Genomic DNA, 12,718 nt, shown 5'->3' with positions numbered 1-12,718 from the left:
TCTGTATAGCCGGGGCGACAACAGAGTTGTTTAGTTGCTTACGGTAAATTTTATGGCGCCATAGGGAAGAGCGCGTGCGTGCCGCGCCGTTTGGGCGTCGCTTATAATGCGTGCACAAAATTTTGAAAGTCTCCCGCGCATGACTCCTCCCAACAACGCTGCCAAATCCAAGTCTCCGAAGAAAGCAAAGAACGTCATCCTGATGGCCCTGGGCTCGCTTGTCGGCCTGGCCATCGTCGCCGTGCTGCTGGTGGTGTTCGGCCTGGCGCTGGCCTACCCCAGCCTGCCCTCGCTGGACACGCTGACCGACTACCGGCCCAAGATGCCGCTGCGGATTTATTCGGCCGACAATGTGCTGATCGGCGAATTCGGCGAGGAGCGCCGCAACCTGGTGCGCTTCAAGGACATTCCCACGGTGATGAAGAAGGCCGTGCTGGCGATCGAGGACGACCGTTTCTACGAGCACGGCGGCGTGGATTACTGGGGCATCCTGCGGGCGGCGCTGCACAACGCCACGGGCGGCGCGCGCCAGGGCGCATCGACCATCACGCAGCAGGTGGCGCGCAACTTCTTCCTGTCGAGCGAGCAGACCATCAAGCGCAAGGCCTACGAGGCCCTGCTGGCGTGGAAGATCGAGCAGAACCTGACGAAGGACCAGATCCTGGAGGTCTACATGAACCAGATCTACCTGGGCCAGCGCGCCTACGGTTTCGCCTCGGCGTCGCAGATCTATTTCGGCAAGAGCCTGCAGGACATCACGGTGGCCGAAGCGGCCATGCTGGCCGGCCTGCCGAAAGCGCCGTCGGCCTATAACCCGGTGGTCAATCCGAAGCGCGCGCGGATCCGCCAGCAGTACATCCTGCAGCGCATGGCGCAGCTGGGCTACATCACGCCGGCCCAGTTCGAGGAAGCCAAGAACGAACAGTTGAAGGTGAAGACCGACAGCAGCGAATTCGGCGTGCACGCCGAGTACGTGGCTGAAATGGCACGCCAGCTGGTCTACGAGCAGTTCAAGGACGACACGTACACGCGCGGCCTGAACGTCTTCACCACCATCACCAAGGCCGACCAGGATGCGGCCTACCTGGCCCTGCGCCGCGGCGTGATGGATTACGAGCGCCGCCATGCGTATCGCGGCCCGGAAGCGTATGTCGACCTGCCGAAGAACCGCGCCGAAGCGGACGAGGCGATCGAGGCCGAACTGGCCGAACACCCGGACAGCGACGACATCGTCGCCGCCATGGTGCTGTCGGCCTCGCCCACCAAGGTGACGGCGCAGACCGCGTCGGGTGAAGAAATCGCCATCACCGGCAAGGGCCTGAACATGGCCAAGGCCTGGCTGGCCGAGAAGGCCGCGCCGAACCGGCGCATCCGCCGCGGCGCCGTCATCCGCGTGATGCAGGAAGAGAAGGACTGGCAGATCACGCAGATGCCGGAAATCGAATCGGCCTTCATTGCCGCCAGCACCGAGGACGGCGCCATCAAGGCCATGGTGGGCGGCTTCGATTACAACCGCAACAAGTTCAACCACGTGACGCAGGCCTGGCGCCAGCCCGGTTCCTCGTTCAAGCCCTTTATCTATTCCGCGTCGCTGGAACGGGGCCTGTCGCCGGCCACCATCATCAACGACGCGCCGATCTCGTTCGACGCCGGCCAGACGGGCGGCCAGGCGTGGGAGCCGAAGAACTACGACGGCCGCTATGAAGGCCCGATGACGATGCGGCGCGGCCTGACGAAGTCGAAGAACATGGTCTCGATCCGCATCCTGCACAAGATCGGCGCCAAGTACGGCCAGGAATACACCACCCGCTTCGGCTTCGAGGCGGACAAGAACCCGCCCTACCTGACGCTGGCCCTGGGCGCCGGCGCCGTCACGCCGCTGCAGATGGCCGGCGCGTATGCCGTCTTCGCCAACGGCGGCTACAAGGTGACGCCCTACCTGATCTCGAAGGTCACGGACGCCAACGGGCGCATCCTGTCGCAGGCCGCGCCCGACCGCGCCGGCGTGGAAAACAACCGCGTCATCGACGCCCGCAACGCCTTCCTGATGGACAGCATGCTGCGCGACGTGGCCCGCTACGGCACGGCCGCCAAGGCACAGCAGGTACTGAAGCGTCCCGACCTGGCCGGCAAGACGGGCACCACCAACGATTCGATCGACGCCTGGTTCGCCGGCTACCAGTCGAAACTGGTGGGCATCGCGTGGATCGGCTACGACCAGCCGAAGAACCTGGGCAACCGCGAAACGGGCGGCGGCCTGGCGCTGCCGATCTGGATCGGCTACATGCAGAAGGCGCTGAAGAACGTGCCGGTCGAAGAGCGCACGATCCCGGACGGCATCGTCGTGGCCAATGGCGACTACTTCTACGCGGAGAATCCGCCGGGCGTGGGCGTGGAAAGCCTGGAAGGCGCCAACCGCGGCACGCCGGCCGAAGAGAAGGTGCGTGACGCCGTGAAGAACGAGTTGTTCTGATGTCGGACAGAGGGCAGCTGCGCCTGGACGTCCTGTCCGGCATCACCGTCTCGCTGGCGCTGGTGCCGGAAGCGATCGCCTTCGCGCTGGTGGCCCACGTCAGTCCGCTGACGGGGCTGTATGCGGCCTTTATCGTGTGCCTGGTGACGTCGGTGCTGGGCGGCCGGCCCGGCATGATATCCGGCGCGGCCGGCGCGCTGGCTGTCGTCATGACCAGCCTCGTGGTCAGCCATGGCGCCGAATACCTGTACCCGGCCGTCATCCTGATGGGCGTGTTCCAGCTGCTGTTCGCGGCCTTCAAGCTGGGCAAGTTCATCCGCATGGTGCCCCATTCCGTCATGCTGGGCTTCGTCAACGGCCTGGCCATCGTCATCTTCATCGCGCAGTTCGGCCACTTCCAGGTCAACGGCCCGAACGACACGGTGGTGTGGATGCAGGGCACGGCGCTGTGGACGATGCTGGCCCTGGTCGCGCTGACGATGGCCATCATCTACCTGCTGCCGAAACTCACGACGGCGATTCCTTCCTCGCTGGCGGCGATCCTGGTCGTCTCAGGCCTGGTGGCCCTGCTGGGCATCGCCACCAAGACGGTGGGCGACATGGGATCGATCGCCGGCGGCCTGCCGGCCTTCCACCTGCCGCAGGTGCCGCTGACCCTGGGCACCTTGTACGTCGTGCTGCCCTATGCCCTGATCCTGGCCGCCATCGGCCTGATCGAAACGCTGCTGACCCTGAACCTGATCGACGCGATGACGGATACGCGCGGCCGCCCGAATCGGGAAAGCATGGCGCAGGGCCTGGCCAACGTCGTCAGCGGCCTGTTCGCGTCGATGGGCGGCTGCGCGATGATCGGCCAGAGCATGATCAACATTAACAATGGCGCGCGCGGGCGCATCTCCGGCATCGTCGCCGCCGTCTTCCTGCTGGGCTTTATCGTGCTGCTGTCGCGCTGGATCGAGATGATTCCGCTGGCCGCGCTGGTGGGGCTGATGTTCGTCGTCTGCCAGAAGACCTTCGCCTGGGGCAGCCTGCAGACCTTGCGCAGGATTCCGCGCCAGGATGCCGCCATTGTCGTGGGCGTCACCGTCATCACGGTACTGACGGACCTGGCCGTGGCCGTGCTGGCCGGCGTCGTGTTCGCGGCGCTGGTGTTCGCGTGGCAGCATGCCAAGGAAATGCGCGCGACGGTGGCGACCGATGCGCGCGGCTGGAAGGTGTACAGCCTGCAAGGCTCGCTGTTCTTCGCGTCGGCAGCCAGCTTCGCCGCCCTGTTCGATCCGAAAAACGATCCGGAACACGTCGTGATCGAGTTCCGCGACGCCAAGGTGGTCGACCATTCCGCCGTCGAAGCCATCGACGCGCTGGCAGTGCGCTACCAGCAGGCCGGCAAGACGCTGCACCTGCGGCACCTGAGCCCGGACTGCCTGGAACTGCTCGACAAGGCCAAGGGCATGGTCGAAGTAAACACCTTCGAAGACCCCCACTACCACATCGCCGACAACCGCCTCGCTTAGTTGCTCAAATTAGTTGCTCAGAAATTAGTTGCTCCAAAAATGGGGACAGACCCCATTTTTGGAGCAATATTGCCTTGAAACAGGGGTCTGTTCCCGGTTTCAGGGGTTTTCGCTGATGATGACGGGCGAGCCGGACTGCTCGGTGACGATCTGAGACAGGTCGTCGAACAATTCGCCGCCGTCGCGCGTGTCGATCCATTTGCCATCGACCTGGCGGTAGTGGAAGCCGCCGGAACGGGCGGCCACCCACAGTTCCTTCATGGCCGCCTGGCTGTTGACGATGACCTTCGAGCCATTGTGCAGGAACTCGATTTCCAGCACATTGCCATTGCGGCTGCATTCCACGTCGAGGCGGTTTTCATCGTTCAGCCGGTCCAGCGCGGTTTCGATGGCGGCCAGCGTGCTGTCGGCCAGGTCCAGGAATTCGGTTTCGGTCATGCTACACTCCAAGGGTTCTGTTCATACGAGATTCTAATCGTGAAGTTCACTTTAGCGCTGCCTGTCCTCGCCGCAGTTTTACTGTCGGCATGTGGCCAGACCGGTCCATTGTATATGCCGAAGCCACCCGCGAAGCCGGCACCTGCCGCCGAGCTGGGCAAACCTGGCGTGGCACCCCCTTCCGCCCCTGTTCCATCGACGCCTCCCGCTTCCCAACAGTAAACACTTCTCACCAATGCCCCACTTCGATTACCAAGACGGCGTGCTGCACGCCGAAGGCGTGGCCCTGTCCGCCATCGCCGAACAGTTCGGCACGCCCACCTACGTCTACTCCAAGGCGCGCCTGCTGGAGAACTTCGACGCCTACGCCAACGCCTGCACGGGCCGCGATGCGCTGGTGTGCTATGCCATGAAGGCCAATTCGAACCTGGCCGTGCTGAACCTGCTGGCCAAGCGGGGCGCCGGCTTCGACATCGTTTCCGCGGGCGAGCTGCAGCGCGTCATCGCCGCCGGCGGCGACACGGGCAAGGTGATCTTCTCCGGTGTCGGCAAGAGCGCCGACGAAATGCGCCTGGCTCTGCAGCATGACATCCTGTGCTTCAACGTCGAGTCGATTCCCGAACTGCACCGCCTGAACGACGTGGCCGGCGCGCTGGGCAAGAAGGCGCGCGTGTCGCTGCGCGTGAACCCGAACGTCGATCCGAAGACGCACCCGTACATTGCCACGGGCCTGAAGGCCAGCAAGTTCGGCGTGGCCTTTTCCGATGCGCTGACCACCTACCGCACGGCCGCGTCGCTGCCGCACCTGGACGTGGCCGGCATCGACTGCCACATCGGCTCGCAGCTGCTGGACGACGCGCCCCTGCTGGAAGCGCTGGACAAGCTGATCGAACTGGTCGACGCGCTGGGCGACGAAGGCATTCACCTGCACCACCTGGACATGGGCGGCGGCCTGGGCATCGACTACGGCGTGGCCGGCGAAGAAGCCCCGGCTCCGGCCGGCGACTACGTGACGCGCGTGTTCCAGCGCATCGACGCCTGGCGCGCGGAAAAGCACGGCGGTCGTCCCATCAAGGTGATCTTCGAACCGGGCCGCTCGATCGTGGGCGACACGGGCGTGCTGCTGACCAAGGTGGAATTCATCAAGCACGGCGAAGAAAAGAACTACTGCATCGTCGACGCGGCCATGAACGACATGGCCCGCCCTGCCCTGTACCAGGCCTGGATGGACATGCAGCCGGTCAAGCAGGCGGCTGAAGGCAGCGATGGCGCCCTGTTCGACGTGGTCGGCCCCATCTGCGAATCGGGCGACTGGCTGGCACGCGACCGCGCCCTGCCCGTCGAAGCGGGCGACTTGCTGGTGATGAAGTCCGCCGGCGCCTACGGCATGACGATGGCGTCGAACTACAACACGCGCGGCCGCGCCGCCGAGGTGATCGTCGACGGCGACCAGGTCCACCTGGTGCGCCGCCGCGAGACGGTGGAAGAGCTGTTTGCGCTTGAAAGCGTGATGAAGTAACGGTAATTAATTGCCGAAAAAATGGGGTCTGTCCCTATTTTTCAAGCAACGCCGGCGCGAGCCGGCGTTTGTTTTTTGCGCGCCCACCAGAGCCGCAACACCAGCAGCAGCGCCACGATGGCCGTGAACAGCATCGGCTGCGCCAGGTCGTGCTTGGCCGCCTTCATCCACCAGAAGTGCAGCACGCCCAGCGGCGCGACGATGTAGACCAGGCGGTGCAGCCACTGCCAGCGCTTGCCGCCGAGCCGGCGCACCATGCCGTTGGTGCTGGTGACGGCCAGCGGAATGAGCAGCACGAAGGCGATGAAGCCGACCAGGATGAAGGGCCGCTTGGCCACGTCCTTGAGCATTTCGGCCACGTCGAAGAAGTGGTCGAACCACAGGAAGGTGGTGAAGTGCAGCAGCGCGTAGAAGAAGGCGAACAGCCCCACCATGCGCCGCAGCTTGTGCAGCCAGTTCCATTTCGACAGGCGCCGCAGCGGCGTCACGGCCAGGGTAATGCACAGGAAATACAGGGTCCAGTCGCCCGTCGAGCGCGTGATGAACTGCAGCGGCTCGACCAGCGCGCCCGTGAACACGAGCCAGACCAGCCGCGCCAGCGGCACCAGCGCGGCGGCGAACACCAGGGCCTTGATGGCGCGCAGCTGGCTGGGGGTGGGGTTCATCAGAAATTCTTCTTCAGGTCCATGCCCGCGTACAGCGACGCGACGTCATAGCCGTTGAACATCAGGGTCTTGCGCTTGCGGGTCAGGAAACCGTCCTCGCCGATGCGCCGCTCGGTGGCCTGCGACCAGCGCGGGTGGTCGACGTTGGGATTCACGTTCGAATAGAAGCCGTATTCCGATGGCGCCGAGCGGTTCCACGACGTGCGCGGCATGTCGCGCACGAAGCGGATCTTGACGATGGACTTGGCCGACTTGAAGCCGTACTTCCACGGCACCACCAGCCGCACGGGCGCGCCGTTCTGGTTCGGCAGGGTTTCGCCGTACATGCCCAGGGTCAGCAGGGTCAAGGGGTGATTCGCCTCGTCGATGCGCAGGCCTTCCGTGTACGGCCAGTCCAGCACGCGGCTGCCCACGCCGGGCATCTGCTTGCGGTCGGCCAGGGTGATGAATTCGACGTACTTGGCGTTGCCGGTCGGCTCGACCCGCTTGATGATCTCGGCAAACGAATAGCCCACCCACGGAATCACCATCGACCACCCTTCCACGCAGCGCAGCCGGTAGACCCGCTCTTCCAGCGGTGCCAGCTTGAGCAGGGCGTCCAGGTCCAGCGTCATGGGTTTTTTCACTTCGCCCTCGATCGACACGGTCCATGGCCGGGTGCGCAGGGTGTGGGCGTTTTCGGCCGGATCGGCCTTGTCGGTGCCGAATTCGTAGAAGTTGTTGTAGGTGGTGGCGTCCTTGTAGGCCGTGTGCTTTTCCGCCAGCGCGTAGGCGGCATTGGCCCTGGCGGCCAGCTTCGGATTGACGCCCTGGGCAAAGGCCTCGCGCGACAGCATCTCGAGCAGCGCGCCGCCGGCCACGGTGCCGGCCGCCATCTGGCGCATGAAGGTGCGGCGGTGTTCGAACACCTCGCGCGGCGTGATCTCCGACGAAAACGGCAGGTCAATGCCGTTGGGAGAACGTTTGATCAGCATGGCAGCTCCGGAATGGTGAGTTTATCCAGGACAAACATTACACCATTCCGGCAAGAGCCAGATTACAACTCGATTACAGGTGCATCACAACCCGCGTACAACGCCGGGTCGTTCAGAACTTGCCGTAGGAGTGCAGCCCGGACAGGAACATATTGACGCCCATGAAGGCAAACGACGTCACCAGCAGGCCGACGATGGCCCACCACGCCGCCACGCGCCCGCGCAGGCCCGACATCAGCCGCATGTGCAGCCAGGCCGCGTAGTTGAGCCAGACGATCAGGGCCCACGTTTCCTTCGGGTCCCACGACCAGTAGCCGCCCCAGGCCTCGGCCGCCCACAGCGCACCCAGGATGGTGGCGATGGTGAAGAAGGCGAAGCCGGCCGAGATGGCCTTGTACATGACGTCGTCCAGCAGTTCCAGCGTCGGCAGCCGGTCGGCCAGGTAGCCGTGCGACTTGAGCAGGTAGGCACAGGCCACCATCGCGGCCAGCGCGAAGGTGCCGTAGCCGATGAAGTTGGCCGGCACGTGGATCTTCATCCACCAGCTTTGCAGGGCCGGCACCAGGGGCTGGATTTCGGCGGCGCCGCGCGACACCGTGTACCACAGCAGGAAGCCGACGGCGGCCGAGATGATCAGCATGACGAAGGGGCCCAGCTGGCGCGTGGCGTAGCGCTCTTCGTAGTACAGGTAGAACATGGCCGTGATCAGCGCGAACAGGATGAACACTTCATACAGGTTCGAGATGGGAATATGGCCCACGTCGGCGCCGATCAGGTAGGACTCGTACCAGCGCACCATCATCGCCGTCCAGCCCAGCACCAGCGCGGCCCAGCACAGGGTCGAGCCGATCGAGGCGCCGGCCTGGGAACGCGACAGGAAGCCGATCCAGTAGAACAGGGTCGACAGGAAGAAGCACACGCTCATCCACAGGATGGCCGATTGGCTCGACAGCATGTAGCGCAGCCAGAAGCGCGTGTTGGCCGCCTCCAGGCTGCCGCCGTACAGGGCGATGGCGCCCAGCGCCAGCAGCGCCACGGCAGGCATCAGCCAGCGCATCGGCTTCCAGTGCCAGCCCAGCGCGGCAAAGGTGGGCGCGCTCAGCACGAGAATGACTTTCTCGTAGATGTCCATGTAGCCGCCGTAGCGGTTCAGCGCGAACAGGGCGGCGGCCAGCAGCGCGGCCGCATAAAGCCAGTCGAGGATGCCCAGCCGGCGGAAATAACCGGGAGCTTCCGTATAGGTGCGGGGTTGGGTGATGTCCATTGATGTCTCCTTCTTGCAGCTTACGCCGTTTGCGGCAGCTTTTCTTTCAAATCGGCGAACTCGTTATCGAAGTCCATCGTCTTGCGCTGGGTACTCATCGCCATCAGCGCGTGGGCACCGCCGGCCTCGTCGCGCACCCACACCCACAGGCGCCGCTCACGAATATAGAACATGGCGAACACGCCCAGCACCAGCAGGGTGCAGCCCACGTACACGACGGCCTTGCCGGGCGAACGCGTGACCTGGAACACGGAAGCCTTCACCTGCGTGTATTCGTCCAGCTGCAGGTAGACGGGGGCGCCGTAGAAGAAGCTGTCCGACAGCGCGTTCGTGGCCAGCTGCAGGAAGCGGGCGTGGGCCTCGTCGGCCTTGGCCGGGGCCAGGCCGTCCTTGGCGCGGGCCACCTGCCACAGCTCCCACAGGGTGCCGTTCAGGATCTTCATGAAGATGTCGGCGGCCTTTTCCTGCTCGGCCGCCGGCACCTTTTCCAGGAAGCGGCTGACGGCCACAAAACCAGCCGCGTCCTTGTTGCCGCCGAAGATTTCCAGGCTCTTTAATGCCGACAGCGCCAGTTGCGACTCCATCGCCTCGGCCTGGGTCGACTGCGGCATGGCGCGGCGCGCATAGGCCTGCGCGGCCTGCTGGCGCAGCACCGGATCGTGCAGGGCGGCGCGCAGGCGCATCCAGTCGCGCACGCTGTATTCGTCGTCGGCCGGAATGCGCAGGTAGCTGAACGGCTCGGCCGGCGTGGCGCGCACGCCGGACAGGAACACGGAGTTGCCTTCCACCATCACGGGCTGCATATAGTTCTGGTACTCGCGGGCCTGGCCGGTCTGGTCGCGCAGGCGGTACTGCACACTGGGGCCGACGTTCTTCAGGTCCTTGCTGTTGGCGTTTTTCGCGGCCGATCCCAGCTGGTCGGACAGGCCCCGGGCAAAGGCGCTGTCCAGGCTCTCGCCCTTCTTCACGTCGCGCGGGTCCTGGCTGGCCAGGTTTTCCACGTTGAACGGGCGGAAGTCACTCCATTCCACCGTGTAGGCGTCATCCAGTTTGGTGGACTGGCCCACTTCGCCGTCCATGGCGAACTTGCTTGATCCCGGTCCCGTCATCGGGAAGCCCGTCAGTTTGAGCTTGCTGCCGCCGTCCTCGAAGCTGGACTGGTAGACGGCCAGGCCCTTGTGGATCAGCGGTTTGTTGACTTCGATGGTGGCGGGGAAGGTCTTGCCCGTTTCATGGTCGCGCACGATGACGTCGCTGGCGAACAGCTTGGGCGCGCCGGTGCTGTAGAACTCGATATGGAACTGCTTGAGCTGGATCGTGAACGGCAGTTGCTGGATCAGCACGCCATCGGCGCGGGGGATCACGGCCGTGTCGCTGGCCTGCCCTTCGGGAATCATCACGTTGCCGCGGAAGGTGGGATTGCCCAGGCCCAGGCGGTGCTTCGCGGGAATCTCGGCAATGACGCCGCTGCCCTTGAACGGCTCCTTGCCCAGCACCCATTCCTGGACGCGGATCGGCATGTCCGAATCGAGCAGGCCGCCCACGCAGATGACGACGATGGCGCTGTGGGCAAAAATATAGCCGAACTTGTTGGCCGCGCCCCGCTTGGCCGCCACCAGGGTGCCGCCGTCCTTCTCGACGATCTTCGTCTGGTAGCCGGCATGGGCCAGGCGGGTTGCCGTCTGTTGCGCCAGCGCAGCCCGGCCCAGCGGCGCCGTCCATTCCGTCTTGTGGTGGAAGTTGCGCAGCGACTGCTCGCGCACATTGTCGCGCCAGCTGCGCATGTCCTTCATCATCTTCGGCGCATTGCGCACGATGCACAGGCTGGTGGACGTGACGAGGAAGGCCATCATCAGCAGGAACCACCAGGCCGAGTACACGGCGTACAGCCCCAGCTTGTCGAAGACGTCGAACCAGAACGGGCCGAACTGGTTGATGTAGTTCGACATCGGCTGGTTCTGCTGCATGATCGTGCCGATGACGGCGGAAATGGCGATCATCATCAACAGGGCGATGGCAAAGCGCATCGACGACAGCAGCTCGAAAGCCTCGTTGACGGCGGGACGGCGGGTCTGCAGCGTGATTCCGGTGGTGCTGGTGCTCATGATTGCTTCAAATAAGTTGGCGGCGCGCTACAAGAGCAAAGGGCAGCCCGCTTGCGCTGCCGCCCTTGTGAAGTGCTCTCGTTACCCGGCCTTGCTACTGTAACCGCTGCCGGCGCCGGTCGATGCAGGCATGCCGGTATCGGATGTCGATACAAATTGTATGGATGCCCGTGACGGGCAAGCCATCACTTCAGGCCGGCCACGTAATCGGCCACGGCCTTGATCTCGTCCGTCGACATGCGCTCGGCGATCGTCGTCATCTCGCTGCTGTTCTTGCGGCCGTGGGCCTTGAACGCTTCCAGCTGGGCCACGGTGTATTCCTGGAACTGGCCACCGATGCGGGGATAGCGGGCCGGATTGCCGGCACCGGCCGGGCCGTGGCAGCTGGCGCAGGCAGGCACGTTCTTCTCGGCGATGCCGCCGCGGTAGATCTTCTTGCCCAGCTGGACGGTGTCCTTGTTCTTGGCGGCGCCCGGTTTCTGCACCTGCGTGGCGAGGTAGGCGGCGACATTCTTCTTCTCCGCATCCGTCAGCATCTTCGCATACAGGGTCATCACGGGCTGCTGGCGGTTCGGCGTCGTGAAATCGACGAGCTGCTTGTACAGGTAGGATTCCGGCTGGCCGGCCAGCTTCGGGTTGGCGGCGATGGTGGAGCTGCCGGCGGCGCCATGGCAGGAAACGCAGGCCGGCAGGCCGCGTGCGTTGTCACCGTCGGCATACAGCGAAGCACCCTTGGCCGGGTCCGCCTTGGCGGTGGCCGGTTGGGCCGCATCGGCCGCGAGCGCGTTACCCGCGAAGACCATCATGGCTGCGAACAGGGAATGTACCACCGGTGAAAATGCACGATTCATTCAGACACCCTACAAAAGACGAGTCAATAAAATGTTGGCATGCAAACCGGGGACTTACAGAGACCCCGAGAGGCGCGAACTACAAGTCGTAACTCCTTATTGTACAATAGCTTTTCGGCACACAAGCCTGTCCCTGTTGCAATTTCTGCTTATCTCCATGTCCAAACTCTGGCAAGCCCGCTTCTTTACGACCGTTAACCACCTGCGCGATCTGCCTCGCACCACCGTGCCCGAAATCGCCTTTGCCGGTCGTTCGAACGCCGGCAAGTCGACGGCGATCAATATCCTGTGCAACCAGAAGGGCCTCGCGTTCGCGTCGAAGACGCCCGGCCGCACCCAGCACATCAACTTCTTCTCGATCGGCGGCGCCCACGTGGCGATGCACCGCAAGGATGCCACCAATGTCGACGAGATCCGTTGCCTGCTGGCCGACTTGCCGGGCTACGGCTATGCCGAAGTGTCGGGCGACGCCAAGCTGCACTGGCAGCGCCTGCTGGGCGACTATGTCCAGCGCCGCGACCAGCTGGCCGCCCTCGTGCTGATCATGGATTCGCGCCGCCCGTTCACGGACCTGGACATACAGATGCTGGAATGGTTCGCCCCCACGGGCAAGCCGATCCACTGCATCCTGACCAAGGTCGACAAGCTCAACCGCAACGAGTCCGTCAACACCCTGCGCCAGGCCCAGGCCCGGCTGGACAGCTATGTCGACGAGGACGGCGAAGGCTTCCCGTTCACCGTGCAGCTGTTCTCGGCCCTGAAACGCGTCGGCATCGAGGAGGCCACGGCCAAGATCGAGGAACTGATGGGCCTGAACGATGACGCGGCCGCGGCCGCCGTCGGCGCCATCAACGCCGACGACAGCGATGACAACGCGGACGCGCCCGCCGATACTCAACCACCCACCGCCTGAGA

Annotated in this window: 11 protein-coding genes; 5 read left to right on the top strand and 6 right to left on the bottom strand. The window is 64.3% G+C overall.

Features of this window, described 5'->3' with window-relative positions:
- Window positions 1-139 precede the first annotated feature (139 nt).
- A complete protein-coding gene (locus GM672_RS02665) occupies window positions 140-2,473 on the top strand; it encodes a penicillin-binding protein 1A (protein ID WP_155468974.1) in 2,334 nt (777 codons plus the stop codon).
- Window positions 2,473-3,987, top strand: a complete 1,515-nt coding sequence (locus GM672_RS02660; protein WP_155468973.1) for a SulP family inorganic anion transporter — start codon at window positions 2,473-2,475, stop codon at window positions 3,985-3,987. Before GM672_RS02665 ends, GM672_RS02660 begins: the two co-directional genes overlap by 1 nt.
- 99 nt (window positions 3,988-4,086) lie before the next feature.
- Here the strand turns inward: GM672_RS02660 and cyaY are convergent, their stop codons facing one another.
- The gene (cyaY, locus tag GM672_RS02655; RefSeq protein WP_155468972.1) at window positions 4,087-4,425 is read right to left on the bottom strand and encodes an iron donor protein CyaY; all 339 of its coding nucleotides are present in this window, start codon (window positions 4,423-4,425) and stop codon (window positions 4,087-4,089) included.
- A 39-nt stretch (window positions 4,426-4,464) separates the two neighbouring features.
- Between cyaY and lptM the strand changes: the two genes are divergently transcribed.
- On the top strand, window positions 4,465-4,647 hold the full coding sequence (gene lptM, locus GM672_RS29920) for an LPS translocon maturation chaperone LptM (protein ID WP_371867015.1): 183 nt from the start codon (window positions 4,465-4,467) through the stop codon (window positions 4,645-4,647).
- A 13-nt stretch (window positions 4,648-4,660) separates the two neighbouring features.
- On the top strand, window positions 4,661-5,944 hold the full coding sequence (gene lysA, locus GM672_RS02645) for a diaminopimelate decarboxylase (RefSeq protein ID WP_155468971.1): 1,284 nt from the start codon (window positions 4,661-4,663) through the stop codon (window positions 5,942-5,944).
- A 41-nt stretch (window positions 5,945-5,985) separates the two neighbouring features.
- On the opposite strand, the gene msrQ is transcribed toward lysA, so the two are convergent.
- The 5 genes from msrQ to GM672_RS02620 form a co-directional block, all read right to left on the bottom strand.
- Complete coding sequence (gene msrQ, locus GM672_RS02640; protein WP_155468970.1) at window positions 5,986-6,609, bottom strand: protein-methionine-sulfoxide reductase heme-binding subunit MsrQ; 624 nt, start codon at window positions 6,607-6,609, stop codon at window positions 5,986-5,988.
- Window positions 6,609-7,583 carry a protein-methionine-sulfoxide reductase catalytic subunit MsrP gene (gene msrP, locus GM672_RS02635; protein WP_155468969.1) on the bottom strand — a complete coding sequence of 325 codons (975 nt, stop codon included), beginning with the start codon at window positions 7,581-7,583 and terminating at the stop codon, window positions 6,609-6,611. The genes msrQ and msrP overlap by 1 nt, the downstream gene beginning before the upstream one ends.
- 112 nt (window positions 7,584-7,695) lie before the next feature.
- A complete protein-coding gene (gene ccsB / locus GM672_RS02630) occupies window positions 7,696-8,847 on the bottom strand; it encodes a c-type cytochrome biogenesis protein CcsB (RefSeq protein WP_155468968.1) in 1,152 nt (383 codons plus the stop codon).
- Window positions 8,848-8,867: 20 nt separating this feature from the next.
- Window positions 8,868-10,952, bottom strand: coding sequence for a cytochrome c biogenesis protein ResB (locus GM672_RS02625; RefSeq protein ID WP_155468967.1), 2,085 nt, complete (start codon window positions 10,950-10,952; stop codon window positions 8,868-8,870).
- 185 nt (window positions 10,953-11,137) lie between these two features.
- Window positions 11,138-11,803 carry a c-type cytochrome gene (locus GM672_RS02620; protein WP_155468966.1) on the bottom strand — a complete coding sequence of 222 codons (666 nt, stop codon included), beginning with the start codon at window positions 11,801-11,803 and terminating at the stop codon, window positions 11,138-11,140.
- A 157-nt stretch (window positions 11,804-11,960) separates the two neighbouring features.
- Between GM672_RS02620 and yihA the strand changes: the two genes are divergently transcribed.
- Complete coding sequence (gene yihA / locus GM672_RS02615; protein ID WP_155468965.1) at window positions 11,961-12,716, top strand: ribosome biogenesis GTP-binding protein YihA/YsxC; 756 nt, start codon at window positions 11,961-11,963, stop codon at window positions 12,714-12,716.
- Window positions 12,717-12,718: the final 2 nt, after the last annotated feature.

Source organism: Pseudoduganella buxea, from assembly GCF_009720835.1.
In the GTDB taxonomy this organism is placed as follows: Bacteria; Pseudomonadota; Gammaproteobacteria; order Burkholderiales; family Burkholderiaceae_D; genus Rugamonas; species Rugamonas buxea.
Note: the sequence above shows the minus strand (reverse complement) of the source record. Positions and strands in the feature narration are given on the sequence as shown.

Bases quoted from the DNA above. Each gene is read 5' to 3' on its own strand.
- GM672_RS02665 (WP_155468974.1), top strand. From the start codon at position 140: ATGACTCCTCCCAACAACGCTGCCAAATCCAAGTCTCCGAAGAAAGCA.
- GM672_RS02660 (WP_155468973.1), top strand. From the start codon at position 2,473: ATGTCGGACAGAGGGCAGCTGCGCCTGGACGTCCTGTCCGGCATCACC.
- cyaY (WP_155468972.1), bottom strand. From the start codon at position 4,425: ATGACCGAAACCGAATTCCTGGACCTGGCCGACAGCACGCTGGCCGCC.
- lysA (WP_155468971.1), top strand. From the start codon at position 4,661: ATGCCCCACTTCGATTACCAAGACGGCGTGCTGCACGCCGAAGGCGTG.
- msrQ (WP_155468970.1), bottom strand. From the start codon at position 6,609: ATGAACCCCACCCCCAGCCAGCTGCGCGCCATCAAGGCCCTGGTGTTC.
- msrP (WP_155468969.1), bottom strand. From the start codon at position 7,583: ATGCTGATCAAACGTTCTCCCAACGGCATTGACCTGCCGTTTTCGTCG.
- ccsB (WP_155468968.1), bottom strand. From the start codon at position 8,847: ATGGACATCACCCAACCCCGCACCTATACGGAAGCTCCCGGTTATTTC.
- GM672_RS02625 (WP_155468967.1), bottom strand. From the start codon at position 10,952: ATGAGCACCAGCACCACCGGAATCACGCTGCAGACCCGCCGTCCCGCC.
- GM672_RS02620 (WP_155468966.1), bottom strand. From the start codon at position 11,803: ATGAATCGTGCATTTTCACCGGTGGTACATTCCCTGTTCGCAGCCATG.
- yihA (WP_155468965.1), top strand. From the start codon at position 11,961: ATGTCCAAACTCTGGCAAGCCCGCTTCTTTACGACCGTTAACCACCTG.